The sequence below is a fragment of the Thioclava sp. JE_KL1 genome (genome assembly GCF_009296265.1).
In the GTDB taxonomy this organism is placed as follows: domain Bacteria; phylum Pseudomonadota; class Alphaproteobacteria; order Rhodobacterales; family Rhodobacteraceae; genus Thioclava.
This window is the reverse complement of sequence record NZ_WBJS01000002.1, coordinates 201,615-227,817: the sequence shown is the minus strand read 5'-3', so window position 1 is coordinate 227,817 and position 26,203 is coordinate 201,615. Positions and strand designations below refer to the sequence as shown.

General features: G+C 64.0%; 25 protein-coding genes and 1 tRNA gene. 10 read left to right on the top strand and 16 right to left on the bottom strand.

Translation table 11 applies throughout. From position 1 onward, the window contains the following. Positions 1-12: 12 nt before the first annotated feature. Together F8R15_RS03930 and lgt are read right to left on the bottom strand one after the other, a co-directional pair. Positions 13-1,095 carry a class I SAM-dependent methyltransferase gene (locus tag F8R15_RS03930; protein WP_368730997.1) on the bottom strand — a complete coding sequence of 361 codons (1,083 nt, stop codon included), beginning with the start codon at positions 1,093-1,095 and terminating at the stop codon, positions 13-15. Beyond that, positions 1,092-1,997, bottom strand: a complete 906-nt coding sequence (lgt, locus tag F8R15_RS03925; protein ID WP_152843657.1) for a prolipoprotein diacylglyceryl transferase — start codon at positions 1,995-1,997, stop codon at positions 1,092-1,094. Before lgt ends, F8R15_RS03930 begins: the two co-directional genes overlap by 4 nt. Positions 1,998-2,120: 123 nt before the next feature. Here lgt and F8R15_RS03920 point away from each other — a divergent pair, with 123 nt between their 5' ends. Continuing rightward, positions 2,121-2,369 (top strand): accessory factor UbiK family protein, encoded by a 249-nt coding sequence (locus tag F8R15_RS03920; RefSeq protein WP_078520603.1) that lies wholly within the window; start codon positions 2,121-2,123, stop codon positions 2,367-2,369. A 371-nt stretch (positions 2,370-2,740) separates the two neighbouring features. Here F8R15_RS03920 and F8R15_RS03915 read toward each other — a convergent pair whose 3' ends face one another. Then, a complete protein-coding gene (locus tag F8R15_RS03915) occupies positions 2,741-3,751 on the bottom strand; it encodes a PhoH family protein (RefSeq protein WP_152843656.1) in 1,011 nt (336 codons plus the stop codon). 511 nt (positions 3,752-4,262) lie between these two features. Between F8R15_RS03915 and F8R15_RS03910 the strand changes: the two genes are divergently transcribed. After that, the gene (locus F8R15_RS03910; protein ID WP_078542121.1) at positions 4,263-4,631 is read left to right on the top strand and encodes a hypothetical protein; all 369 of its coding nucleotides are present in this window, start codon (positions 4,263-4,265) and stop codon (positions 4,629-4,631) included. Positions 4,632-4,708: 77 nt separating this feature from the next. On the opposite strand, the gene miaB is transcribed toward F8R15_RS03910, so the two are convergent. Then, positions 4,709-6,031: a tRNA (N6-isopentenyl adenosine(37)-C2)-methylthiotransferase MiaB gene (miaB, locus tag F8R15_RS03905; RefSeq protein WP_152843655.1), complete on the bottom strand. Its 1,323-nt coding sequence runs from the start codon at positions 6,029-6,031 to the stop codon at positions 4,709-4,711. 151 nt (positions 6,032-6,182) lie between these two features. Between miaB and F8R15_RS03900 the strand changes: the two genes are divergently transcribed. From F8R15_RS03900 to hemP, 3 genes are all read left to right on the top strand, one after another. Continuing rightward, positions 6,183-7,067, top strand: a complete 885-nt coding sequence (locus tag F8R15_RS03900) for a hypothetical protein (RefSeq protein WP_152843654.1) — start codon at positions 6,183-6,185, stop codon at positions 7,065-7,067. 175 nt (positions 7,068-7,242) lie between these two features. Then, complete coding sequence (locus F8R15_RS21400; protein WP_158522126.1) at positions 7,243-7,410, top strand: hypothetical protein; 168 nt, start codon at positions 7,243-7,245, stop codon at positions 7,408-7,410. Beyond that, a complete protein-coding gene (gene hemP / locus F8R15_RS03895) occupies positions 7,407-7,556 on the top strand; it encodes a hemin uptake protein HemP (RefSeq protein ID WP_075774069.1) in 150 nt (49 codons plus the stop codon). Before F8R15_RS21400 ends, hemP begins: the two co-directional genes overlap by 4 nt. A 105-nt stretch (positions 7,557-7,661) precedes the next feature. Here hemP and F8R15_RS03890 read toward each other — a convergent pair. Both F8R15_RS03890 and F8R15_RS03885 read right to left on the bottom strand, forming a co-directional pair. Beyond that, a tRNA-Gly gene (locus tag F8R15_RS03890) sits at positions 7,662-7,735 on the bottom strand. A gap of 36 nt (positions 7,736-7,771) precedes the next feature. Then, positions 7,772-8,440 (bottom strand): SOS response-associated peptidase, encoded by a 669-nt coding sequence (locus F8R15_RS03885; RefSeq protein ID WP_152843653.1) that lies wholly within the window; start codon positions 8,438-8,440, stop codon positions 7,772-7,774. Between the two features lie 79 nt (positions 8,441-8,519). On the opposite strand from F8R15_RS03885, the gene F8R15_RS03880 reads away from it, so the two are divergent. Genes F8R15_RS03880 through arsC form a run of 3 tightly spaced genes read left to right on the top strand, consistent with a single transcriptional unit; the run spans position 8,520 to position 10,236 of the window. After that, positions 8,520-8,858 carry a DUF952 domain-containing protein gene (locus F8R15_RS03880; RefSeq protein WP_078600405.1) on the top strand — a complete coding sequence of 113 codons (339 nt, stop codon included), beginning with the start codon at positions 8,520-8,522 and terminating at the stop codon, positions 8,856-8,858. Positions 8,859-8,863: 5 nt separating this feature from the next. Next, positions 8,864-9,916, top strand: coding sequence for a quinone-dependent dihydroorotate dehydrogenase (locus F8R15_RS03875; RefSeq protein WP_152843856.1), 1,053 nt, complete (start codon positions 8,864-8,866; stop codon positions 9,914-9,916). Next, the gene (arsC, locus tag F8R15_RS03870) at positions 9,907-10,236 is read left to right on the top strand and encodes an arsenate reductase (glutaredoxin) (protein WP_152843652.1); all 330 of its coding nucleotides are present in this window, start codon (positions 9,907-9,909) and stop codon (positions 10,234-10,236) included. The genes F8R15_RS03875 and arsC overlap by 10 nt, the downstream gene beginning before the upstream one ends. Positions 10,237-10,420: 184 nt before the next feature. Here arsC and F8R15_RS03865 read toward each other — a convergent pair whose 3' ends face one another. The 8 genes from F8R15_RS03865 to acs form a co-directional block, all read right to left on the bottom strand. Beyond that, positions 10,421-12,517, bottom strand: coding sequence for an exonuclease domain-containing protein (locus F8R15_RS03865; RefSeq protein WP_152843651.1), 2,097 nt, complete (start codon positions 12,515-12,517; stop codon positions 10,421-10,423). After that, complete coding sequence (locus F8R15_RS03860; RefSeq protein WP_078548717.1) at positions 12,517-12,906, bottom strand: response regulator transcription factor; 390 nt, start codon at positions 12,904-12,906, stop codon at positions 12,517-12,519. Before F8R15_RS03860 ends, F8R15_RS03865 begins: the two co-directional genes overlap by 1 nt. A gap of 4 nt (positions 12,907-12,910) precedes the next feature. Next, positions 12,911-13,447: a hypothetical protein gene (locus tag F8R15_RS03855; RefSeq protein ID WP_078548720.1), complete on the bottom strand. Its 537-nt coding sequence runs from the start codon at positions 13,445-13,447 to the stop codon at positions 12,911-12,913. Between the two features lie 9 nt (positions 13,448-13,456). After that, positions 13,457-15,286, bottom strand: coding sequence for a DUF294 nucleotidyltransferase-like domain-containing protein (locus tag F8R15_RS03850; RefSeq protein ID WP_152843650.1), 1,830 nt, complete (start codon positions 15,284-15,286; stop codon positions 13,457-13,459). Positions 15,287-15,379: 93 nt separating this feature from the next. Next, positions 15,380-17,119 (bottom strand): sodium:solute symporter family protein, encoded by a 1,740-nt coding sequence (locus tag F8R15_RS03845; RefSeq protein ID WP_078522621.1) that lies wholly within the window; start codon positions 17,117-17,119, stop codon positions 15,380-15,382. 21 nt (positions 17,120-17,140) lie between these two features. Beyond that, entirely contained in the window at positions 17,141-17,398 is a 258-nt protein-coding gene (locus F8R15_RS03840; protein WP_075774060.1) for a DUF4212 domain-containing protein, read from the bottom strand. Between the two features lie 63 nt (positions 17,399-17,461). Further along, positions 17,462-18,154 carry an adenylate kinase gene (locus tag F8R15_RS03835; RefSeq protein WP_253732379.1) on the bottom strand — a complete coding sequence of 231 codons (693 nt, stop codon included), beginning with the start codon at positions 18,152-18,154 and terminating at the stop codon, positions 17,462-17,464. Continuing rightward, complete coding sequence (gene acs, locus F8R15_RS03830) at positions 18,154-20,121, bottom strand: acetate--CoA ligase (RefSeq protein WP_152843649.1); 1,968 nt, start codon at positions 20,119-20,121, stop codon at positions 18,154-18,156. Before acs ends, F8R15_RS03835 begins: the two co-directional genes overlap by 1 nt. A gap of 423 nt (positions 20,122-20,544) precedes the next feature. Here acs and F8R15_RS03825 point away from each other — a divergent pair, with 423 nt between their 5' ends. Next, positions 20,545-21,042, top strand: a complete 498-nt coding sequence (locus F8R15_RS03825; RefSeq protein WP_152843648.1) for a HugZ family protein — start codon at positions 20,545-20,547, stop codon at positions 21,040-21,042. Positions 21,043-21,126: 84 nt separating this feature from the next. Here F8R15_RS03825 and F8R15_RS03820 read toward each other — a convergent pair whose 3' ends face one another. After that, the gene (locus F8R15_RS03820; RefSeq protein WP_152843647.1) at positions 21,127-23,418 is read right to left on the bottom strand and encodes a glycosyl hydrolase family 28-related protein; all 2,292 of its coding nucleotides are present in this window, start codon (positions 23,416-23,418) and stop codon (positions 21,127-21,129) included. Positions 23,419-23,671: 253 nt separating this feature from the next. On the opposite strand from F8R15_RS03820, the gene F8R15_RS03815 reads away from it, so the two are divergent. Further along, positions 23,672-24,526: a CHAD domain-containing protein gene (locus F8R15_RS03815; RefSeq protein WP_152843646.1), complete on the top strand. Its 855-nt coding sequence runs from the start codon at positions 23,672-23,674 to the stop codon at positions 24,524-24,526. Here F8R15_RS03815 and F8R15_RS03810 read toward each other — a convergent pair. Continuing rightward, positions 24,523-26,169 (bottom strand): lysine--tRNA ligase, encoded by a 1,647-nt coding sequence (locus tag F8R15_RS03810; protein WP_152843645.1) that lies wholly within the window; start codon positions 26,167-26,169, stop codon positions 24,523-24,525. The two genes, F8R15_RS03815 and F8R15_RS03810, sit on opposite strands and share 4 nt — an antisense overlap. Between the last annotated feature and the right edge of the window lie 34 nt (positions 26,170-26,203).

The window sequence follows — 26,203 nt, the reverse complement described above, 5'->3', positions numbered from 1 at the left end:
TTCCTCAATAGCTCAGATGGTCTTCGGATCGAACCCCGGCGGCAGCGGCGCAGCGGGTGCGACAATCGCCAGAGCTTGGAACAGGTGACCCATTTCCTCGGGATGGGTCAAGCGGCGATGCGCGGCGATATGAGTCTCGCGCGCGGCCCCCGATAACGCTTCCGCGAGGCGCTGCGCCCGTGCCGTGATGCCGAGCCGCTCCAGCAGAACGCCCTGCGCGGTCATGCCCGAGACGGCGGCCCCCGCGTCTTGCGCGGCCTGCGCCAGAGGTTCGAAATCGACATGGGCGGTCAGGTCCGCCTCGCCGGGCTCCGCGAAAGGATCGACGGGCTCATGGCCCTTGAGCGCCTGAAACGTGTCGCCCTTGGAATGCCAGTTGCCATAGTCGATCAGCAGTGCCGCGCCGCCTTGGCGCGCGATCCGCGCCGCCAGCGTCTCGGTGAAGTTCACCGCAGCCGCACAGGTCTCGACCACATCGCCCAGTGCGGTGTCGGACATGCGCGCCTCCAGCGCCTCGAGACGCGACGGCGGTGCGAGGCCGGGCGTCAGCGTGCCGGAATCGGACAGCCCCACCTGCCGCTCGGCCCAGCCGTCGCCGTCCCGCTGGAACTGCCGGATCGGCAGCGCGTCGAGAAACTCGTTCGCGACGAGGAAAACCGGCCTCTCGGGCAGGCCGTCGATCGTATCGTGCCAAGTGACCTGATGCGGCGCGAGCGTCTCGCGCTGGATCTCGCGCAAGGTGGATGAGGCCTCGATCAGATGGACCTGTGCGGCCTCCACCATCCCCGGAACCGCCCTCATCGCGCGCAGCATATCGGCCATCAGCGTGCCGCGCCCCGGCCCTGCCTCGGCCAGCACGAAGGGCGCGGGCCGCCCCTGATCGAGCCACGCTTGCGCCAGACAGAGCCCCAGCATTTCGCCGAACATCTGGGAAATCTCCGGCGCGGTGATGAAATCGCCTGCGCGCCCGAACGGATCGCGGGTCGCGTAATAGCCATGCTCGGGATGCAGCAGGCAGGCGCTCATATAGCGATCGAGCCGCATCGGCCCCTCCGCCGCGATCTGCGCGGCAAGGATGTCGCCCAGCGGGGTCACGAGGCTTTCGGCGCGCGCAACGCGCGGATCACGAAATACAGCCCCACCGCGATCATCGGCAGCGACAGCACCTGCCCCATCGTCAGGCCCCAGCCATCGGTGAAGCGGATCACGTGGCCATAGGGATTGCCGAGGGTCACAAATTGCGGATCGCCCTGCCGGAACAGCTCGACGAAGGCACGCGCGGCGCCGTAGCCCATCAGGAACACGCCGAGGCTCAGCCCCGGGCGCTTCAGCGAGCGGCCGAACCACACCATGCCCCACAGGATCAGGCCCAGCAGCAGCCCTTCCAGCCCCGCCTCGTAGAGCTGCGAGGGATGGCGCGCGCAGGTACCGTCCACCTGCCCCGCGATCCCGAGGCAGGTCTGCGCCAGCTCACCGGGGAAGATCACGCCCCACGGCACGTCCGTAGGCCGCCCCCAAAGCTCCGGCTTGATGAAGTTCGCGATCCGCCCGAGGAACAGCCCGATCGGCGCGACGAGAGCCATCGCATCGGCCAGTTGCAGCTTGGGCACATCATACCGTCGCGCGAACCACCAGCCCGCGAGCAGCGTGCCCAGAAAGCCCCCGTGGAAGGACATGCCGCCCTGCCAGACCTTCACGATATCGAGCGGATGGGCCAGATACCACGCCGGCTCATAGAACAGGATGAAGCCAAGCCGCCCGCCCAGCACGACGCCGATGATCACCGCCGTCAGCAGGTCCTCGACCTTGCCGTGCTCCATCGGCGAACGGTTCTGAGGCCAGAGTGTATCGCGCTTCATCAGCGCCACGATGATCTGCCAGCCCGCGATCAGCCCCGCGATATAGGCCAGCGCATACCAGCGGATCGGCAGGCCGAGACCGGGGATCGTGATGGCGACCGGATCGAAATCGGGGAAGGGAATGGCGAGAGGCAGCAAGGCGGTCTCCTGTCAGAAATCGCCGCGAGAAAGCCCTGCGCGGGCCGGGAAGTCAACCTTGCCAGCGGGACCGCCGGGGCCCATATAGACAGAGAAGCAGAAATTGACCGCAAGGGGATGCCGATGCAGCCGCCCAACAAGATGTTCGACGAAATGTCCAAGCTGATGACCAACGCGATGGGCGTGGCCCAAGGCGCGAAGGACGAGGCCGAGACGGCGATGAAAAGCTGGATGGACCGCTGGCTGGCCGACCGTGACCTCGTGACCCGCGAGGAATTCGACGCGGTTCGGGCGATGGCGCAGAAAGCGCGCGAGGAAAACGAGGCGCTTAAGGCCCGCATCGAGGCGCTCGAAGGCAAGTCTGAGAGCTGAACTCTTCGCGATGGAATTTGAAAACGCCCGGTCCGAATGGCCGGGCGTTTTTCATGGGGGACCCGCTCGGGGGCGACAAGCCCCGGGCCGCGCCCGTCCGGCGCTCGGCAAAACCTCGCGCGTTCGTCGGGTCGGCCTTCCACTGGAAGGCCGCCTTGTCCCGCCTCACCCCTCCCCCCGGGAGGGCGCAGTGGCGATGTCCTAGCGGGCTCGAATGTCGTTCGGGCTTGCGAGGATTAACCGCCCAGCCACGAAGGCCGTATAGTGCCCACCCAAGGCTCGGGCGCGTCCCTTCCGTGTCCCCACCGACAAACCAAAATGCCCGCGCCGAGGCGCGGGCAGATTGAAACTCCGTCGAAAGCCTCGCGGCCTTACTCGCCTTCCGCCTGGTCGTAGGCGTCGATGATCTTCGCGACCATCGGGTGACGCACCACGTCTTTCGCGGTGAAGTAGTTGAAGCTGATCCCCTCGACATGGCCGAGGATGCGCTCCGCATCCTGAAGGCCCGAGGGCATCCCGCGCGGCAGGTCCACCTGAGAGCGGTCGCCGGTGATGACCATCCGCGAGCCCTGCCCCAGACGGGTCAGGAACATCTTCATCTGCATGGTCGACGCGTTCTGCGCCTCGTCCAGAACCACGAAGGCGTTCGACAGCGTGCGGCCGCGCATGAAGGCGAGCGGCGCGATCTCGATCCGCTTCTCCTCCAGCAGCTTCGCGAGCTGCTTGGCCGGCAGGAAGTCGTTCAGCGCGTCGTAGAGCGGCTGCATGTAGGGATCGACCTTGTCCTTCATGTCGCCGGGCAGGAAGCCCAGACGTTCGCCCGCTTCGACCGCCGGACGCGACAGGATGATCTTGTCGACATGACCGCCGATCAGCATGGTCACACCCACGGCCACCGCGAGATAGGTCTTGCCGGTGCCCGCAGGCCCGATCCCGAAAGCCAGCTCGTGCTCGAAGAGATGCTTCACATAGGCCTTCTGCGCCTCGGTGCGCGGCTCGACCTGCTTCTTGCGGGTGCGGATCTCGAACTTGCCCGCCTCGAACATCTCGAGTTGCTCGTCGACCGTGGTCCCGGTGCCGCCCAGATCGGCCATGCGCAGCGCCGCATCGACCTCTTCGGCGTCGATCGGTTTGTTCTGCTCAAGGCGTTGATACAGCTGATGCAGCACGGCGGCGGCTTGCGATTGCGCTTCGGGCTCGCCCACCACGGCCAGTTGGTTGCCACGCCGCAGGATGTGAACCTGAAGCTTGTGCTCTATCTGGGCCAGATTGCGGTCGAATTCACCGCACAGGTCGATCAGCAGCCGATTGTTGGGGAACTCAAGAAGCGTCTCGTGAGCATCCTGAGAGCGAGGCGGGGGTGTGATCGCGCTGAAGCCCAAATACAGAGTCTCCTTAGCTGGTTTGGTAAAGATATGGTGCCTGCCTCGGGGGATTCACGCAAGCACTGGTTTCCCGCCCTCCTAGGCGCGGCAGCAAATTTCATCAAACTGAAACCAAAAAACGCAGGCGCGGTTCCGCTTGGCGGCATTGCCTATTTATTAGGCAAAACTGGTTTCGCAAGGGGATGCGTGACGATATGCTGACCGAGGACGCCACCTCTTCGCCGCGCCGCGTCATGACTCCCGAATCGCTGGCTGTGAAAAAGGACCTTCGGGGCTCAGAAACAAGCTGCAAAAGCCAAAGGCCCCACAACCCTAGCGCGAGCACTGTCGCAACAATCGGAACACCCGCTGTCTTTTTCGGCTATTGTTCTCACAAACCCGGCAAATATCGACAATCTCTCGCCAATTTAGGTTTATTCAGGGCAAACTGCACCCTGACGGCGCTCGGGTCGGAGGGATCTTGAGCGCCGCATGTTATTCCGCTGCCCGATCAGGAGAGTCTCGAGAGATGAAGACCATTGCAATCACCGCCGCCGCGTTGCTCACCGGTATGGCGTTCGCTGGCGCCGCACAGGCCGGTACGAGCTGCTACACCGGCCCGGTCGGGCGCGATCACGTCAACAACCAGACCGTCTGCGGACCGACCCGCAAGCAACAGATTCATATCGACTGCTTCCGCGGCCCGTGGCGCGAGACGATCTGGGATCACCCGCAGGGCAGCTTCGTCGATGATCTGGTGGCTTTCGGCTACGATTACGGCGATGCGAACGGCCTCGCGACCCAGATCTGCAAGAACGAGAGCCTCGTGGGCAACCCGGAAGGTCTGCGTAGAGAGCTTCTGAAAGCGATCGCAAACGACCCGCCTGGCCCGAACTGATCGTTCAGGGTATCTAATCAAAAAAGGGCCGCGGATCACGCGGCCCTTTTCATTTATGACGTCAATGCGATGAGAACTCAGATCAACTCGCCCGCCAGCGAATTCGGCGCCGTGCCGGTGATCCGCACCTTCGCCAGAACGCCGGGGCCAAGCCCCTCGCCCGAAACATGGACCGCCTGCAGGTAATCGGATTTGCCGACCCACTGGCCGTCCAGCCGCCCGGGCTTCTCGAAGAGCACGTTCACTTCGCGCCCGATCATGCTCTCCTGACAGGCCCGCTGCTGCGAGGTTAGAAGCGCCTGAAGCTCTTGCAGCCGCGCATCGGCGACCTCGGCCGGCACCGCGCCCTTCGCGCCTGCCGCGGGCGTACCCGGGCGCGGCGAGTATTTGAACGAATAGGCCATGCCGTAATTGACCTCGCGGATCAGCGCCATCGTGTCTTCGAAATCCTGATCGGTCTCGCCGGGGAAGCCCACGATGAAATCACCCGAGATCACGATGTCGGGGCGCGCGGCGCGGATGCGCTCGATCAGGCGGAGATAGCTCTCCGCCGTATGCTTGCGGTTCATCGCCTTGAGGATCTTGTCCGAGCCCGATTGCACCGGCAGATGCAGATACGGCATCAGCTTCGGCTCGTCGCCATGCGCCGCGATCAGATCGTCTTCCATGTCGTTCGGGTGCGAGGTGGTGTAGCGGATACGCTCCAGCCCATCGATCTTTGCGAGCGAGCGGGCAAGCCGCGCGAGCGACCAATCACCGCCCTCACCCTCGCCGTGATAGGCGTTGACGTTCTGACCCAGCAGCGTGATCTCGCGCACGCCTTTGTCCACCAGCGCCTGCGCTTCGCGCAGAATTTTGTCAGCCGGGCGCGAGATCTCCGCCCCGCGCGTGTAAGGCACCACGCAGAAGGCGCAGAACTTGTCGCAGCCCTCCTGCACCGTCAGGAACGCCGTCGGGCGCGTCTGCACGGGCCGCGCGGGCAGATGGTCGAACTTGTCTTCCAGCGGGAACTCGGTCTCGACGGGGCGCGCGCCATTATCGGTCCGCTCGACCAGTTCGGGCAGCTTGTGATAGCTTTGCGAGCCGACGACCAGATCCACCAGATCCGAGCGCCGAAGGATCTCGTCGCCCTCGGCCTGCGCGACACAGCCCGCGACGCCGATCTTCAGGTCGGGTTTGGCCTCCTTGAACGGACGCAGGCGGCCCAGATCGGAATAGACCTTCTCGGCCGCTTTCTCGCGGATATGGCAGGTGTTGAGCAGCACCATATCCGCTGCGCCCACATCGTCGGTCAGCTCATAGCCCTTGGCGCCCATGGCCTCGGCCATGCGCTCGCTGTCATAGACGTTCATCTGACAGCCATAGGTTTTGATATGCAGCTTTTTCGGAGCGTCGCTCATGCCAATCCTCGCGCGTCTTTCCAGCGGGCCTGATACAGCCAAATCACCCTTTCCCGCAAGGTCGCGCTTGGGGCGGGCCGTAAAGGCTTGATTTCATGCGGGCCTTCCCCGATCCTGCGCCCGAAGACCCCGCGAAAGGGCTGCATCGGGCATGAAATATTCCTCGCTGATCGATTTTCTCACCCGCCAGAGCGCGGCGCTGTCCAAAGGCCCGGTCGGCGTGATCCTAGCCGAGGACGGGGTCGAGCTGGAGAGCACGATCCGCCACCATGTCGACCTCGGGTTTCCGGTGCTGCTGGTTCTGGGCCATGCCGCGATGGACCTGCCCGATGATCTCGGCGCCGACAGCCCGACGAAAATCTACCGCATCGATTTCGAGCTGAACCGCCGCGACGCAGCCCCCCTCGCGATCAACCCGATCATCGCCGCAGTCCCCGCGGGCACCTGGCTCTATTACTGCTTCAACGCGGAATACCTGTTCTTCCCCTTCTGCGAGAGCCGCTCGATCGGCGAGGTTCTGAGCTTCCACACCGAAGAGCGCCGCGCCTCGATGCTGAGCTATGTGATCGACCTCTATACCGGCGATCTGGAGGCGCATCCGAACGGCGTCGATACCGAGAACGCGATGTTCGACAAGGCAGGCTATTACGCGCTGGCCCGGCTCGATCCCGAGAACCACGACCACCCGAAAGAGCGGCAGCTGGATTTCTACGGCGGGCTGCGCTGGCGCTTCGAAGAGCATGTCCCCGCCCAGCGCCGCAAGATCGACCGGATCGCCCTGTTTCGCGCCAAGTCCGGCCTGAAGCTGCGCCCCGATCACACGTTCAACGACGAGGAATACAACACCTATTCCTGCCCGTGGCACCATAACCTGACCTGTGCCACCGCCTCGTTCCGGGTCGCGAAAGCGCTGAAGTTCAACCCCGGCTCGACCTACGATGTGCATAGCTTCACTTGGGTCAATTCCGAATGCTTCAACTGGTCGAGCCAGCAACTCATGGATCTGGGTCTGATCGAACCCGGCCAGTGGTTCTGATCCGCCCCGCCGACTGATCCCGAATGGTTCCCGAATTATGTCTGCGTGGGCGCAGAGCGATCTGTGCAATTCCTTAGTAAAAGAATCGCCTTTACAATTCCGATCATTTCACTCAGGTTATTTTCATCAGCCAGTCGATCCCCGACGAGCCGCTTTCGCGAGATGGAGACCGGAGATGAAACGCCCCTCTTCCCCCGGCCCCCGATACCGGGCCGACACGCATGTTGATATTGATCCACCGCTGAGCCTGCGCGACATCGTCGAGGCGCTGTGCAGTGGCTTCCCCCCGGGCCAGAGCGCGCTCGAAGCGACGCTCGACCGCATCGAGGGAGGCCGCAGATGAGCATCAATGAAAGCTTCGCCAACGCCCTGCCCGTCCATGACGCAGAGGTTCTGACCGGCAAGGGCAACCTCGCCCATATCGTGCTGGACGGTCAGGTCTATACGCTGCGCATCACCAAGGCGGGCAAGCTGATCCTGACCAAATGAGCGCAACACTGCGCGCCCCACACACCCCGAACGTCTGAAGCCGCCCGATCGTCCCTCGGGCGGTTTTTTCGTCTCGAAGACGCGTATCGCTGTGATCTGGGGGAATGGAGCGGGTGATGGGAATCGAACCCACGTCTTCAGCTTGGAAGGCTGCGGCTCTACCATTGAGCTACACCCGCGCTCTGGCCTCTCCTTAGCGGGCCACGCCGCGCCGTTCAAGCGCGATCCGCAAGAGGTTCGCGCAAACCCGGCCCCGAGGCGCGGTTCGAATTGACCTCCTGGCCCACGCGCCACGCCTGCAGGATGCCCTCGAGCCTTGGCTGCATCAGGGTCGCCGCGCCATGCCCTTCTTCTCCCAGCCATTTCGCCCAATCCGCCTCCTCGAGAACCAGCGGCTCGCGGTGATGGATCGGGGCGAGGGTCGACCCCGCCGGCAAGGTCACGATGGCGCAGGTGGTCAGCAACTCGCCACCCTTCTCCCAGTCCTGCCAGAGCCCGCCGAACACCATCGGCGCGCCGTCCTTGCGCGAAACGTAGAAAGGCAGCTTCGCCTCGCCCTCGCGATGCCATTCGTAAAACCCGTCCGCCGGGATCAGGCAGCGCCGCGACCGGATCGCCGCCCGGAAAGCGGGCTTCTCCGCCACGGTCTCGGACCGCGCGTTGATCAGCAAAGGCCCATCCGTCGGCGTCTTGTACCAATGCGGGATGAAGCCCCAGCGCATCGCCCGCAACTGCCGCTGCCCCTCACCGGAGACACAGACCGGCAGGCTCTGGGTCGGGCAGATGTTGAACCGTTCGCCATCGGGCACGTCATTGCCCGGCACCGCCTTGAACAGACGCGCCATCGCATCGACGGGAAGAGTGTTGGCCATACGTCCGCACATGGCACAAAGCTATGCCCCCACGCGCGCAGCACAAGCCCCACGCTTGACCGGACGGCGCGTTTTCGGGCAAGGGAAAGCCATGTTGATTTACAAAATCCTCCGCCGCCCCGAATGGGATGCATTTCGCGAAGCCGGGCACACGCTCGGCGCGCCGGTCGACCTCGCGGACGGCTATATCCATTTCTCCACCGCCGATCAGGTCGTCGAAACGGCCGCGAAACATTTCGCGGGCGAATCCGATCTGGTGCTGGTCGCCTTCGATTCCACCGCGATGGGCGCAGATCTGAAATGGGAGCCCTCGCGCCGCGATCAGCTCTTCCCGCATCTCTACCGCCCGCTGCATCTCAGCGAAGTCGTCTGGGACCACGCCCTGCCCCTGGGCGCGGCGGGCCATATCTTCCCGAAGGAAATGTCGTGACCACCCTGATCGAGCGCGTGGGCCTTGCGGCCTTCCAGAAGATCGACCCGGAAAAGGCCCATGGCCTGTCGCTGCGCGCATTGCGGATGGGGCTCGCGCCCCTGCCAGGCCCGATCACCTCGCCGCGACTGAAGACCGATCTGGCGGGGATGTCGCTTCTGAACCCGGTGGGCCTCGCCGCAGGCTTCGACAAGAATGCCGAGGCCGTGCCGCAGCTGATGCGCGCAGGCTTCGGCTTCATCGAAGTCGGTGCCGCAACGCCCCGCGCACAGGAAGGCAACCTGCCGCCGCGCCTCTGGCGTCTGCCCGCCGATCGCGCCGCGATCAATCGCTTCGGCTTCAACAATCAGGGCATGGGACCGATCACCGAGCGGCTGGCAAAGCGCCCGCAAGGCATTCCGGTGGGGCTCAATCTCGGGGCGAACAAAGACGCCGCCGACCGCGCGAAAGATTTCGCGACCGTGCTGGCCCATGCCGGACCGCATCTCGATTTCGCGACGGTCAACGTCTCCTCGCCCAACACCGAGAAGCTGCGCGACCTGCAGGGCAAAGCCGCGCTTTCGGCGCTGCTGGCAGGCGTGATCGAGACCCGCGACATCCTCGCGCGGCGCATTCCGGTCTTCCTGAAAATCGCCCCCGATCTGAGCGCCGAGGAACTGGCCGAGATCGCCGAGGTCGCGCTGGAAAGCGGGATCGACGGGATCATCGCGACCAATACGACGCTCTCGCGCGAGGGGCTGACCTCGCCCAATCCGTCCGATCAGGGCGGCCTCTCCGGCGCGCCTCTGTTCGAGAAATCGACCCGCGTTCTGGCGCAGCTGTCGCAGCATACCGCGGGCGCGCTGCCGCTGATCGGCGTGGGCGGCGTGGGCTCTGCCGAGCAGGCCTACGAGAAAATCCGCGCGGGTGCCTCGGCGGTGCAGCTCTATACCGCGATGGTCTTCTCGGGCCTCTCGCTGGCCGCCGATATCGCGCGCGGCCTCGATCGGCTTCTGGAACGCGACGGCTTCGCCAGCGTTTCCGAGGCAATTGGCACCGGGAGGGACAAATGGCTGTAACGATCTGGCACAATCCGCGCTGCTCGAAATCGCGCGAGACGCTGAAGCTGCTCGAAACCCGCGGGATCGCTCCGCAGGTCCGCGACTACCAGAAAGAGCCGCCGACCATGGCCGAGCTGCAGGACGCGCTGATGAAACTCGGCCAGCCCGCCGCTGCGATGATCCGCTGGAAGGATACGGACCTGCCGAAAGACGCCGATGAGAACGAAATCCTCTCGGCGCTGAGCGCCAATCCGAAGCTGATCGAACGCCCGCTCGTGCTGACGGACACGGCGGCCCGCATCGGCCGCCCGCCAGAGACGGTTCTCGAAATCCTTTAAGGTTGAGGGGCGCTGCCCCTCTTCGGCTCCGCCGAATTCACCCTGGGATATTTCAATCAAGGAGAAGCAAAACAGCTTCTTCGCCTTGGCCAAAATATCCCGGGGGAATCTCCGGAGGAGATGGGGGCAGAGCCCCCTCTCCCTAAAGTCTTGTCGCCCTACGGCGACGGGGGGGCAGCGCGCCCTACCCGTTCAGATCCTTGATCAGCCGCCCGTGTTTGCGCAGTTCGGCCACCAATTCGCCGAAGGTCCGCAAGCCCCGCGCCTGCAGCGCTGGCAGCATCTTCAGGAAGGCATCCGCTGTCGCGACCGTGTCGCCGATCGCGGTGTGGCGCGCCTCCTCGGGGATGGTGATGCCGAGGCGATGGGTCAGCGCGTCGAGCGTGTGGCTCTCGGATTGCCCGAACACCACCGCCGACAGCAGCACCGTGTCGAGGATCGGGTGATCGAACCGTTCGCCGATCGCCACCTCCTTACGATGCAGGAATTCCATGTCGAAAGGCGCGTTATGCGCGATCAGCACCGCCCCCTCGGCGAAGCGGTGGAAATCGCGCCCGACCTTCGCAATGTCCGGCGCGCCTTCGACCATCGCGTTAGAGATGCCATGCACCTCGGTCGAGCCGGGCGGGATCGAGCGTTTGGGATCGACGAGCGTATCGAAGACCTCGGTATCGATCCGCCGCCCGTTAACGATGCGCACGGCGGCGATCTGCACGATCTCGTCGCCCTCGGTGGGCAGTAGGCCCGTCGTCTCGGTGTCGAAGACGACATAGGTCAGATCGGTCAGCGGCGTGTCGGCGATCTCGGCGACGCGCTCGCGCGAGAGCAGGTCGAAATCGTAGACCACCGCGCGCGGCACCGGTTTCGGGCGCTTGGTGACATGGCGCGCCTCGCGCAGCGGGATGCAAAGCCGCGCACGCGTGTCGCCCAGCTTCTCGGGCCAGATTTCGGCGGCATGGGTGGTCAGCACGCGATGCCCGGTGACGTCCTCCAGCCCGACATCGAGCGGCTGATCGAGCCAGCCCTCCAGCTCCGCGATCGGCACCGGCGCGCCCTCCCATTCCAGCGCGATCAGCGCGCCGGGGCCGTCCTCGGTGATCTCCAGCCGGAAGTCGCGCCGGTCGGTCAAGCGGCGCACCAGCCCCGCCAGCAGGGCCACCATCTCGAAGCCCTCGCAGCGGAGCATCAGACCCGCCGTGACCGGCAGGATGGCACCGCCCTCGGCGGTCACCCGCGCGGCCACCGCCTGGCCCAGATCGGAGGCGCGGATCATCGCGAGCGGCCACCAATCGGCGCGGTTCGCCTCGTGGCGCTCGAAGAATTCGTGGATCGCGGCGGAGAGGTGATGGGCCTCGGAATTGGCGGCCTCGCGCACCCGGTCCCGCTCGGGGCCCGGCGCGGGGCCGTCATCGGCGGTCAGCACACCGATCAGCGATTGCAGGGCTGCGGCAGGGCGGCGGATGCGGTCGAACAGCTCGTCCATCAACTGCTCGCGCTGCGCATGAGAGGCCATGTCGCCCGAGACGTCGCGGAGCGTCAGCACGTAGCCCGGGCGCGCGCTCAGATGGTGATCTTCTCCCTCCGACAGCAATCTCATCCGGGCGGCGAGCACCCGGCCCTCCGCCTTCGTCGAACAGAGCAGGTCCGAGGCCGCGTCGGGATCTTCCGTCGCCAGAAGCCGGTCATAGGCATGGGCGATGGGCGGCTGGTTGAGATAGTCGAAGACGCGCCGATCCAGCCCCGGCGCATGGGCCGAGCCCAGAAGCTCCACCGCCTGCCCGTTATAGAAGGCAAGCTGATGATCCGCGGTGCAGAGCAGCACGCCCACCGGCACATCCGACAAGAGCGCCTCGAGCCGTTCCTTTTCCTGCGCGAGCCGGGTGGTCTCGCGCTGCACGGCCTCGGTCAGGGCGTTTCGGGTCTCCGACAGGTGGCGCGTGACCGAGGCCGCAGCGGGGGCAAGATCGCCCAGATAGCGCGCGATATCGGCGTCCATATCGCCCTCGATCTCGGCCGTGGTGCGGGCGCGCAGCATCCCCGAGAGCCGCTCGATCGGCTTGGCCACGTTCTCGTCGAAGAGAAACCAGATCCAGGCGATCAGCCCGAGGATCACGAAGCCCGCGACCGCGCCGCCGATCACCATCGCATTCAGAAGCTCAGGGTCGCCCAGACGGGTGAAGCCGAACCACAGCCCCGCCACCAGCGCCACCAGATTGCCGAGCGCCAAGGCGGCGAAGAACAGAAACACCCGGGTGCGCAGGGAAAGCCGGGTGAGGTCCATCAGGCAGTCTCCCCGTCGAGAATGCGGTGGACCTCCTCGCGCAACTCGCGCAGCTCGAAAGGTTTGGCGATGAAACCGTCGGCACCGAGCGCGAGGCCCTTGCGGCGCTCCATCGCGGAGCCGCGCGCGGTCATCATCAGGATCTTCACATCGCCGAGCCCCTTGTCGGCGCGCACGCCTTCGCAGATCTCGTAGCCCGAGACCTCGGGCAGCATCACGTCAAGGAGCACCAGATCGGGGCGGGTCTCGCGGATTTTCTCCAGCGCGCCGCGCCCGGTATCGATCCGGTCATGGTCGAACCCCTCGCGGCTCATCAGATAGTCGAGCGCGATGGCGATATTGTCCTCATCCTCCACGATCAGAACGCGATGTTTCCTCCCCCCCGGCATGGTCTCATCCTCCTGCGCATACCGCTTTCAGCCCCGGGTCGTCGGGCGTGAGTTTCAGCCAGCCGCCGCCCGACAGCTCTCCGTCTTTCGTCAGCGTGGCCCCGTTCACCAAATCGGCGCGGCTGTCGGTCTTGCAGTCATAGACCGTCGGCACCGTCTGCAAATTCTGCCAGCGCCCGATCAGCAGCAGATCCGTCTCGGCCAGTTCCGGCTTGCCCGCGACAGGATGCTCCACCTTGCCCGCATCGACCGCCATGAAGCGGGTGACCATCGGCACCAGATAGGTCCAGGGCCGCCAGCCGACGCTTTCGTCGATCTTCTGCAGCACCACGACCGTGTCGGGCATGTCCGCGCGCATCTTGGGATACCACGAATATTCGCTCCAGACCGTGTAGCCGATCAGCGCCGCCCCGACCGCTGCGGGCATCACCCATTTCGGCAGCTTCTCGCCGCGGAACTTCTTGCTCAGATGAGAGAGCAGGAAGACCACGAGAGCGGCAAGCGCGCCGGCAGCAAGGGTCGAGATGTAATCGTTCGTCATAAGCTCTCCTCAGCTCATCGCGCCTTTGCCATGTCCGGCGGCCGATTGCATGGTCCGCACCACGACGAACGCATCCCGCAAGTGGGAGCGCTCGAAATCGGACAGGTCCGACGGTGCGAGATAATTGTCAGGTTTGCGCCCCGAACGGGCCAGATGCGCCTGGTTCTCCAGCCGCATCGACGCGATCAGATCATAGGCCTCGACCAGATCGCGCGCGCCGGAATGGCTCAGCACGCCGGCATGCTCGGCCTCGATCAGACGGGCGCGGGTGTTCACTTCGGGCAGGCGACCCTGAAGCGCATAGACGCGGGCGAGATCGGTCACCGGGACCACGCCGTTATGCTTCATGTCGATATGGTTGCGATGCTCGCCCGAGCGGATCGTGGCGAAGCCCCGGATCAGCCCCAGCGGCGGGTGATGCTTGAGGCTGTTGGCGATCATATGGGCGACGAAGATCGAGTTCTTCGACGCCTTCGCCAGAGTCTCCTCCTGCAACTGCTGGAACAGCCCCGCCCCGTTGCCGCCGATCGCGCGCAGATCGAACATCACAGAGGCCAACATCTGCGCCTCGGGGTTGGGCTTGGCGATCCAGCCGCGGAAATAGTCGCGCCAGACGTGAACCGGCTGACACCAGCGCGGGTTCGCCGCCATCATGTCGCCGGGGCAATAAACGTAGCCGCAGGCGTCCAGCCCGTCCGAGACGATCTTCGCGAGCTGGCGGAAATACTCCATATCCGCCTCGGTCACGGCATCGTCTAGGATCAGGCAATTGTCCTGATCGGAGACGCCGGTCTGCTCCTGGCGCCCCTGCGAGCCGCAGGCCAGCCACAGATAGGGCACGGGCGGCGGCCCCAGCGCCTCCTCGGCCATCTTCAGCAGGCGGCGCGTAACCGCATCTGCGATATCGGTGATCAGCCGGGTGATGACCTCATGCGCGTGATGCCCGCCCACGAGTTGCACCAGAAGCTGCGGGATGCGCGCGGTGACGGCAGCCATTTCCGGCACGGTCTCGGCGCCCGCCACATCGCGGATCAGCACGGCCGAGCTGACGGCCTGAAAGCGGGTCAGATCGGTCTGGGTGATCATGCCCACAAAGCGCCCGCGATCGGTGATCGGCAGGTGGCCGACGCGCTTTTCCAGCATGACATGCAGAAGGTCCGTGCCCAGCCCCTCGGGGGTCAGCGTCACCGGATCGGGCGTCATCACCTCGCCCACGGGCGTATCGGGCGCGCGGCCTTCGGCCAGAACCTTGTTCGACAGGTCGCGCACCGTGACGATGCCCACCAGCGCACCCTCGCCATCGGTCACGCCGAGCGAGGAAATATGCGCATCGCGCATCTGCCGCGCGGCTTCGGTGACGGTGGTCTCGGGCGCGCAGCCCATCGGCTCCTGCGCCAGAAGATCGGCGATCTTCATCGTCGCGATCGAATTGGTGCGAGTCTCGCCGCCGCGCACGCGGTTGAAGAAGCGCGCGAAGGCGGGGGCGTTTTGCGACAGCTCGCGGAACTCTTCGACCGGCAGTTCCAGCAGCACGGTCTCGGCGGTGGTGCGCGCGGTGGTCGCGGCCAGACCGTCGCGCATCAGCCCGCGCTCGCCAAAGGTGTTGCGTGCGCCGAGGATCGAGACCAGCGCCCCGTTCTGATCGGTCACTTCGACCGCTCCGCGCTTGATCAGGTAGATGCCCTTGAGCGGCTCGCGATAGGAATAAACGGTTTCGCCAGCGGGCAATTCTCTGCGGCGGAAGGAACTGGCGACATGCTCCAGCTCGTTGCGCGACAGATTGTCGTAAGGGTGGACGCCTTCGAGAAATGCGAGGATCGGGGTCAGATCGGCGGCCATGATCTTGTCCTTTGGGTGGTGGCGGCGCCCCGAGGGGCGCCTGCCGAAGATTCAGAGGTCGGGACGAGACGAACCCCGTCCCGCTTCTCTGTCTTAGTGGTCGACTGCCGCACCGGCGCCTTTCGGCACGCGGATCGACTCGACGAGCTCCTGGATATCTTCCGGGGTCTCCTTGGTCGCGTTCGACACGACATAGGCCACGATGAAGTTCAGGACCGCGCCGATAACCCCGAAGGAGGTCGACTTGATCGAGAGGATCATCGGGTTCGCATCCGTGAACGTGTTGGTGTCCGGGATGAAGAACCAGCCCTTGTGCAGGAAGATGTAGATCAGCGTGGTCGCGAGACCCGTGAGCATACCTGCAACAGCACCGGTGTTGTTGATGCGCTTCGTGAAGATGCCCATCATCAGTGCCGGGAAGATCGACGACGCTGCCAGACCGAAGGCCAGAGCCACCGTCTGTGCCGCGAAGCCGGGCGGGTTCAGACCCAGATAGGTCGCGACAACGATCGCCACGGCCATCGAGATACGGGCGGCCAGAAGCTCGCCTTTTTCCGAGATGCCCGGGTTGATCTGCGACTTGATCAGGTCGTGCGAGACCGCCGACGAGATCGCCATCAGAAGACCAGCCGCCGTCGACAGAGCTGCAGCCAGACCACCGGCTGCCACCAGCGCGATCACCCAACCCGGCAGGTTGGCGATCTCGGGGTTGGCGAGCGTGATGATGTCGCGGTTCACGGTCAGTTCGTTGGCGTCGCTCGCATTGTACTCGATGCGGCCGTCGCCGTTCTTGTCGTCGAAGGACAGAAGACCGGTCTGGGCCCAGTTACGCACCCAAGCGAGGTTCTGGTCGTTCTCGATCGCGGTCATTTCCACGGCCGGCTCGTTCACGCCATTCGGGTAGAAGGTCGAAACGAGGTTCAGACGCGCCATTGCACCCACAGCCGGAGCGGTCAGGTAGAGAAGCGCGATGAACACCAGCGCCCAACCCGCCGAGGAGCGCGCGTCGGCGACCTTCGGAACGGTGAAGAAGCGCACGATGACGTGGGGCAGACCGGCGGTACCGATCATCAGCGTCATGGTGAACAGGAACATGTTCAGCGTGGTGTCATGCTGGCCGGTGTAGGACGCGAAGCCCAGAGCCTCGACGGTGTCGTTCAGCGTCGACAGGATCGGCGCGCCGGTGTTGACGTCGTTCGAGAACAGGCCGAGACCCGGGATCGGGTTGCCGGTCAGCTGCAGCGAGATGAAGATCGCCGGGATGGTGTAGGCGATGATCAGCACGACGTACTGAGCCACCTGCGTGTAGGTGATGCCCTTCATGCCGCCCAGAACCGCGTAGAGGAACACGATCGCCGCGCCGATGAACAGGCCGGTGGTGTTGTCCACTTCGAGGAAGCGCGAGAACGCGACGCCCACACCGGTCATCTGACCGATAACGTAGGTGATCGACGCAACGATGAGGCAGATAACGGCCACGGTGCGCGCGGTTTGCGAATAGAAACGGTCGCCGATGAATTCCGGCACGGTGAACTTGCCGAACTTGCGCAGATAGGGCGCAAGCAGCATGGCCAGAAGCACGTAGCCACCGGTCCAACCCATCAGATAGGTCGAGGTGTCGTAGCCGCCGAAGGCGATGAGGCCAGCCATCGAGATGAACGACGCAGCCGACATCCAGTCAGCGCCCGTAGCCATACCGTTGACGACCGGGTGAACGCCGCGACCCGCGGCGTAGAATTCCGACGTGGAACCCGCACGGGCCCAGATCGCGATGCCGATGTAGAGCACGAAAGTCGCGCCGACCACCAGCAGGTTGAGGGTAAACTGATCCATGTCCCTCTCTCCTCCCTGAGATTATTCTTCGACGCCGTGCTCGCGGTCCAGTTTGTTCATCCGCCACGCATAGGTGAAGATGAGCACCAGGAACACGAGGATCGAACCTTGCTGGGCGAACCAGAAGCCAAGATCAGTGCCACCAATTTTGATGCCTGCCAGCATCGGGCGCAGCAGGATGCCGAAGCCGAAGGACACGATGAACCAGATCACCAGAGAAATCTGGATGGTCCGGATATTCGCCTTCCAATAGGCGTTGGACGAGGATTTGTCCGCCATGAGACTAACTCCCTTTAGTTTCTCTCCAGACGGGCCCCTCATGGGCCCGCCCCTCCCCAAAATTCAGGCCGAGACGCGCTTTACGATCGACCCAAGGCCCGAGGCGATCTCGTCGATGGAGCCCATCGCGTCGATCTCCTCGAGAACACCGAGCGCCTTGTAATGGGCGATCAGCGGTGCCGTTTGCGCGTGGTAGGCCTCCAGCCTCGCGCGCGCCGTCTCGGCATTGTCGTCGGCCCGGCGTTTGAATTCCGTGCCGCCGCATTTGTCGCAAACACCCGCAACTTCGGGCTGCTTGAACTCGTCATGATAGCCTTCGCCGCATTTGGCGCAGGTGTAGCGGCCGGCGACGCGGGCGATCATCGCCTCGTCATCGACCTCCAGACTGATCGCTGCGGTCACCGACTGGCCATTCTCCTCCAGAAGACCGTCGAGCGCCGCAGCCTGACCGGCGGTGCGCGGGAACCCGTCGAGGATCACCCCTTTCGCAACATCCGGTTCAGCCATGCGATCTTGCAGGATCGCCAGAACGATCTCGTCCGAGACGAGGCCGCCCTCCTCCATCACCGCTTTCGCGGCGAGACCGGCCTCGGTGCCCTGAGACACCGCGGCCCGCAGAAGATCGCCCGTCGAGAGTTGCACGAGGCCGAACGTCTCTTCGAGCATCCGCGCCTGCGTGCCCTTGCCCGCGCCCGGAGGGCCAAGAAGGATAAGAACGGCAGGCTTGGTCTGCGTCATGGTCGTGCTGTCCGGCATCATTTGTTCCCGCGATTTTCGATCAGATCATCGACGACCGAAGGATCGGCCAGCGTCGAGGTGTCCCCGAGCGACCCGAAATCGTTCTCGGCGATCTTGCGCAGGATGCGGCGCATGATCTTGCCCGAACGGGTCTTCGGCAGGCCCGGCGCCCATTGGATGATATCGGGCTTGGCGATCGGACCGATCTCGGTGCGGACCCACTTCTCGAGCTCCTTGCGCAGCTCGTCGGAGGGTTCGACATCGTTCATCAGCGTGACATAGGCATAGATGCCCTGCCCCTTCAGCTCGTGCGGGTAGCCGACCACGGCAGCCTCAGCCACGGCCTGATGCGCGACGAGCGCGGATTCGACTTCCGCCGTGCCCATGCGGTGACCCGAGACATTGATCACGTCATCGACGCGGCCGGTGATCCAGTAGTAGCCGTCGCTGTCGCGGCGGCAGCCGTCACCGGTGAAGTAATAGCCCTTGTACTGGCTGAAATAGGTCTCCTGGAAACGCTCATGGTCGCCCCAGATGGTGCGCATCTGGCCCGGCCAGCTGTCCGAGATGCAGAGCACGCCTTCGGTCTCGGTCTCGTCCTGCTTCACCGCGGTCTGCGGGTCGAGCACGACCGGCTTCACGCCGAAGAACGGACGGGTCGCCGAGCCGGGCTTGGTGGGCGTAGCCCCCGGAAGCGGGGTCAGCATGTGGCCGCCGGTCTCGGTCTGCCAGAACGTGTCGACGATCGGGCATTTGCCCTTTCCGACGTATTTGTCGTACCAGGCCCAGGCTTCGGGGTTGATTGGCTCGCCGACCGAGCCCAGCACCTTCATCGCCGAGAGATCGTATTTCTCGACCCATTCCGGCCCCTGCCCCATCAGCGAGCGGATCGCCGTGGGCGCGGTGTAGAACTGGTTGACCTTGTGCTTTTCGCACACGGCCCAGAAGCGGCCCGCATCCGGATAGGTCGGCACGCCTTCGAACATGATCGTGGTCGCGCCATTCGCGAGCGGCCCGTAGACGATGTAGCTGTGGCCGGTCACCCAGCCCACATCCGCGGTGCACCAGAACACGTCGCCATCGTGGTAGTCGAACGTGTATTGCATCGTCATCGCGGCGTAGACGAGATAACCGCCGATGGTATGCACCACGCCCTTCGGCTTGCCGGTCGAGCCCGAGGTGTAAAGGATGAACAGCGGATCTTCCGCGTTCATCGGACGCGGCGGACATTCGGGCGAGACGTTCTCCATCATCGCCTTCACGTCGACATCGCGACCGTCGATCCACGAGGTCTGGTCGCCGGTATGCTTCACGACGAGGCAGCGCACCTTGTCCGAGCAGTGCAGCAGCGCCGCGTCGGCATTCGCCTTGAGCGGTGTGCGGCGGCCACCGCGCGGGGCGGTGTCGGCGGTGATGACGACCTTGGCGCCCGAGTCGTTAACGCGGTTGGCCAGCGCATCGGGCGAGAAGCCCGCGAAGACGATCGAGTGGATCGCGCCGATACGCGCACAGGCGAGCATCGCGTAAGCCGCTTCCGGGATCATCGGCAGATAGATCACGACGCGGTCGCCGCGCATCACGCCCTGGCTCGACAGCACGTTGGCGAAGCGGTTCACCTTCTCGGACAGCTCTTTATAGGTGATGTGCTGCGCCGGGGTTTCCGGATCGTCGGGCTCGAAGATGATCGCGGTCTGGTCGCCGCGCGTCGCGAGGTGACGGTCGATACAGTTCACGCTGGCGTTCAGCACGCCGTCCTCGAACCATTTGATATCGACATGACCGAAGGTGAAATCAGTGTTCTTCACCTTGGTATACGGCGTGATCCACTCGAGGCGCTTACCCTCGCGGCCCCAGAACTTCTCCGGATCGGTGATCGATTCCTGATACATCTCGCGATATTTCGCGGCGTCGGCATGGGCGTTCTCGAAGCCCGGCGGGACCTCTTTGACCTCTGGAACCTGAGTCACCTTGTCTTGCGCAGTCATGAGCTTCCTCCCAGCAATTTCGCATTGCGGCACGGCGTGTCCGCATGTCGCCCGCGTGATAGTGCAGGCCCTCTACCCCGCGCCACTGTAACTCAAACGTTAAGATTCATGTAACCCCCTTTATACGCTACATATTTCTGTAAATTTTTTGACACCGATTGCGCTAACGCTGTAAATGCACGGAAATGAGGCAGAAAATAGGCGAGCCAATTCAAGTGCTTGCCTGTAGCGTTTCCGCTCGAACCCAACTGAATTTGAAAATCGACCGCACGGTTAAAATCATGCCGCAGCTGCGACGAGGCGAATCGGACGCTCAGAATGATTCGGCGCGCGAACTTCCGTTACGGCATCCTGTGGATAACTTCGCCGATTGTCGCCCGCAGGCCCGCGCCCTACCATCGCGCCGCCTTGAAGGAGCCTCCCATGTCGCAGCCGACCCCGCCGACCAACCCGATCCGCCCCACGGATGCCGAGGCCCGCGCCTTGGCGCAAAGCCTGATCCGTGAAGCCCGGTTCGGCGCGCTTGGCACGCTCGACCCGGCTACAGGCGCGCCGGTCGTAACGCGCGTCGCCCTTGGCCCCGGCCCGCAAGGGGAGCTGTTAACCTTCGTTTCCAGCCTCGCAGCACACACGACCGCCCTGCTGCAAGATCACCGGGCCGGGCTATTGCTCGGCGAGCCCGGCACAAAAGGCGATCCCCTCACCCATCCCCGGCTCTCGTTGCAGGTCGAGGCGCATGCCATTCACCGCGACGATCCCGCCTTCCCGGCGATGCGCGACCGCTGGCTCTCCGATCATCCGAAATCGAAGCTCTATATCGACCTGCCCGACTTCTTCTTTTTCGATCTCCGCGCGACCTCGGCGGCTCTCAACGGCGGCTTCGGCCGCGCCTTTCGTCTGACGCCCGCAGACCTGACATAAAAACAGCGCGCAGGACTTTCGCCCCACGCGCCGCCTTGCCGATCCGCCCGCCCCGGCCCGGATCGGCCCCGCCCTTGCATCCCGTTAGATCGGGTTATCCATCCGCAGCGTGACCTGCAGCCGGCCCTTCGCCGCCTCCGGCCAATTCACCGTGATCTGGTTCTTTGCCGCGCCCTGCTCCACCGCGACATAGGGCATCGCCTCGATCCGCGCCCCCGAGCTGTCACGCACCATGCCCTCGGCGATCAGACTCTGCACATTGCGCGCCCAGCCCCCGAAGGGCAGATACTGGCTCGCATCCACCGTCCAGACCGATTGCGCCGTGGACTGGTTCACCTCGACCATCACCGGGTTCTGCGAGATGTCGTTGATCGCGTTGAACATATTTGCCTCGAAGACCACATTGCGCACCCGCGAGCGGTCGATATCCGCGAAACTCGTGTCGATCTTCTCGATCCGGTCGACACTGCCGTTGAGCGACTTGAACACGTTGTTCGTCACGCTCAGCCCCTGGATGAAATGGCCCGGCCCATAGGGCTTGATCGACAGCCAAGTGAACCACGGCGCGACATTGATGCATACGCAGGTATTGCCCGTCACCGTCAGCCCGCCAAAGCTGTATTCACTCGCGAAATCCGGCTCGGTGTCATGTTCGTTGGTCCACTCGATCACCGAATTGTCGATGTAATTCCCGGTCACCGCCGACTGCACATTGGTCTGGGTAAAGACCAGCCCCGCCACGCGCACGCCATTGCTTTCCTCGTCGCCCTGAAACCAGTGATTGCCGACGATCAGGTGCCCCGAGCCATTCAGCACGAAACTCGTCCCGAAGCGCACGAAGCGCGAGTCGCGGATCTTGCTGTCATTGGCATTGACGTTGAGCACCATCGACTTGCGGTCCTGCGCGGGCACCAGCATCTCGTCGGACAGGAACTGACAGCCATCGATCAGCAGATCCTGACACCCCCGCCCGATCGAGGTGATCGCGCGATCCTTGGGCCGCACCACATAGCTGTCGCGAATCTGGAACATCTGCCCATCGGGCGCCAGCATCACGCAGCTCGCCGCGCCGTTGCAGAGGAATTCCACATTGGCGATATTGAACCGGTCGAGCTTCTCCATCCCCGAGAAATCCAGCACATATTGGTGGCGCGTGAACGTGTAGGTGCGCGTGCCCGACCCGCCATAAAGCGGCTGCGACAGGTAAAGCGTCTGCGCGCCGACATTCTTCGACTTCACATAGACCTCGCGCCCGACCCCGGTGCCGGTGATCCGCGCGCCAACGGGGATGTTGGCGATATTGGCGACCGAGGTCAGCTGCATCGACTGGCTCACCGAATAGGTCGCCTGCGACGTCACCACCTCATCATCCCAGGCAGAGCCAGCGATCACGTTGATCTGCCCGTTCTGCAGAACCCGGCGGTTGGAAAAGCTCGACAGGTCCGGCGCGATCTCCTCGATGCGGATCGGCTCGGTCACCTCGACACGGCGGCCTTTCAGGTCCAGCACGTTGTGATCGGTATAGCCGAACAGCGCCTGCAGCGCCTTCTTGAACCCCGCCAGCTCATCGCCGAAAGCCGCCGCATAGGTTGGAAAGTCGAAGGACGACATCAGCGCCAGTTTCGCCGCAGTTGGCATCACCAGCGTGCCCACGAACTCGACCGGCGACGAGATCGAGATCGTGCTGCCCAGGTAATACACCCCCTCCGAGACGAAAACCTTGCGCCCGTTCGCCGCCTGATCGGCCGCGTTGAAGGCCGCGACATTGTCAGTCGTCCCGTCGCCCACCGCGCCGTAGTCGCGCACATCGACCCAACCCATCAGGTCGCGCAGGAAAGCCTCGGTCACATCCTCGATCTCGATATCGTCGATGCGCACCACGCCGCCATTGGCGCCGGTCAGGTCCAGCCCGAAATACCCGTAGACCGCATCCAGCCCCCACGGCATATCGACACCGTCGCGCGAGCCGGTCCCGACGATCGCCGAGACCTCGACCACCGCGCCATAGCTTTGCAACGCGACCGTCGGGCCGACCTCGACCACGCCGCTCACATGGCTGCCTGATCCCGTCACCGCATAGCCCGCGACACGCACCTCCGGCAGGTTGCCGCTGACCGCCTTCACCCGCGCCCGGATGCGCAGGTAAGTCCCGGGCAGGATCGGCGTGTCGCCCATGTAGCGCAGCTTCTGCACCGTCTGCGTCTTGAGCATTTCCAGACAGCCGCCGAAATCCGCATCCGCCGGAACCAGCACGGCATTGCCCGCGCTCTCATAGGTCGTGGAGCCCGGCATGCCATCCTCGCTCGACCATTGATCCAGCCCTTCGGCGAATGCGGGCGGGGTCAGCACCAGCCCTTCGGTAATCGCGACGTTCATCTGCAATCCTCTTGTCCATGTTCCCACCCGCGCGCCCCTTGCGGTGCCAATTGCGCGCCGGGACCGACCGAAATCGTCCGCGCTTCGGCCCGAACAGAGCTAGAAGGAAAGGTTAAAGAAGACCTGAGAGGGCCGTTCGCAGCCTCCGGTCACGGCCTGCGCTCGCGGCGCGCCTCCCGCTTCGCAGGTGACAGCGTCATGCGCCTGACATATCCTCGCGCCACATCGGGTGTGCAGCCAAGAGGAGCCGCAGATGGTTTACGCCATATCCCCCGACGACAAGACCCCGACGAAAGCCCTGCGCCGCATCGCGCGTAGCGAGCTCGGAACGGCCGTCAAACTGGCCGGAAAATCCGACCCTTCGGTTCACGCCCTTCGCAAAGCGATCAAGAAGACCCGCGGCCTGACCCGCTTATTCGCGCCGCATTTCTCCGATTTTCACAAAGAGAACGATGCTTTGGCCGAAGCCGCCCGGGGCATTTCCGGCCTGCGCGACGACGAGGTGATGCGCGCCTCGCTTATCCGGCTCGGGCGCGAAGGGCCTGATCTCAACGGTGCGTCTGCCGCCCGTGCAATGCTTGACGCGCTGCCCGCGACCCAGCCCCCGAAGGAAGGCGACATCTCGACATTCGCGAAACGCGTCACGGAAATCCGCAAACGCGCGAAGGATTGGGAGGTCACCGAAAAGGGCTGGCCCGCCTATGAGGCCGGATTGCACGAGACGCTGAAAGATTGCCGCAAGCGTCTGAAAACCGCTCAGAAATCAAGGGCTGGCTTGGACCTGCACCATTGGCGGACGCGGGTGAAGCAGCACTGGTATCACACCCGCCTGCTCGCCCCGATTTGGCCCGAGATGCTGCACCCGCGCGAGGACGCGCTCGACACTTTGGGGGAGTTGATCGGCGACCATCACGATCTGCATGTGCTCGAGACGAAAGTGCCCGAGCATCTCGACCCCGAAAAGGCCAAGGCCTTGCTTGCATTGATCCGCACCGAATCCGCCCGACTGGAGGCAGAAGCCTTCAACCTCGGCGCCAGGATATTCGCCGAGCCCCCCGAGCCGCTCTGCGACCGCTGGGGGGCCTGGTTCGAACTCTGGAAAGCTTAGTCGACCAGTTCGCCCGCCAGCGCCCGCTCGATCAGGGCGACCGTTTCATCGACACCGTAAAGCGCGATGAACCCGCCGAAACGCGGCCCTTGGCTCTGGCCCAGCAGCACCTCGTAAAGCGCCTTGAACCAATCGCGCAGGTTCGCGAATTCGTGGTTCTTGCCCACCGCGAAAACGACCGATTGCAGGAACTCGTCGCTGTGGAAATCGGCCTCCGGCAGCGGCTCTTCGTTGCCTGCCGCCGCGTTCTTGCGCGCGATCTGATCGAGCGCCGCCTCTTCCGATTTCAGCGCCTTGGCAAGATCTTCCAGCGCGGCACGTTCGGAGGCGTCGGGCGCACGGAAGACCAGCATGGGCTTCACGAAATCCTCGAAATACTTAAGCGCGAAGCCTGCCGCCTGATCGAGATCGGGATTGCCTTCCGGGCTCGCCTCGGGCGCGTAGCGCTTGATGAAGCCCCACAGCCCTTCCTTCTCGGTCGCGCCCGCGACGCTCGCGAGATTGAGCAGCATCGCGAAAGGCACCACCATCCGGCTCTCAGGCGGATTGCCGCCGTGGATGTGCCAGACCGGGTTGTTCACCTGCTGCTCGATCGGCTGATCGGGATAGGCGCGCAGCTGCTGGTGATATTCGTCCACCGCCTTCGGGATCACGTCGAAATGCATCCGCTTCGCGGTCTTCGGCTTGAGATACATGAAGTAGCTCAAGGACTCCGTCGCCGCATAGGTCAGCCACTCGTCGATCGACAGGCCATTGCCCTTCGACTTCGAGATCTTCTCACCATTCGCATCGAGGAACAGCTCGTAGGTGAAGTGCTCCGGCGCACGCCCACCCAGCACGCGGCAGATGCCGTCATAGATCGGCGTGTTGGTCGAGTGGTCCTTGCCATACATCTCGAAATCGACGCCAAGCGCGGCCCAACGCATCCCGAAATCGGGTTTCCACTGCAGCTTCACATTGCCGCCGGTGACCGGCAGCGTCCATTCGCGCCCGTCCTCGTCGTCGAAGGTCACGGTGCCGTCGCGCGCATTGACCTCCTTCATCGGAACGTAGAGCACGCGGCCCGTCTCGGGATGGATCGGCAGGAAGCACGAATAGGTCTGCTGACGCTCCTCGCGCAGCGACTTCAGCATGATTTCCATGATCTGATCGTATTCGTAAGCCGATTTGATCAGCATCTCGTCGAACCGACCCGACTTGTAGTAATCGGTCGCGCTCGCGAATTCATACTCGAACCCGAACGTGTCGAGGAAGCGGCGCAGCATCGCGTTGTTGTGGTTGCCGAAGCTGTCGAACTCTCCGAAGGGATCAGGAACCGAGGTCAGCGGCTTTTGCTCATGCTGGCGCAGCATGTCCTGATTGGGCACGTTGCTCGGCACCTTCCGCATCCCGTCCATATCGTCCGAGAAGCACAGAAGCTTCGTCGGGATGTCCGAGATCAGCTCGAAAGCGCGACGGATCATCGTGGTGCGCGCAACTTCGCCAAACGTGCCGATATGCGGCAGACCCGACGGCCCATAGCCCGTCTCGAACAGAACGTAACCCTTTTCCGGGTCCCGTTTCTCGTAACGCTTGAGCACCCGGCGGGCTTCCTCGAAGGGCCAGGCCTTGGATTTCATCGCAGCGTCACGCAAGCTCGTCATTGCATACCTCATGAAGGCGCCCCGTGCGCCCAGT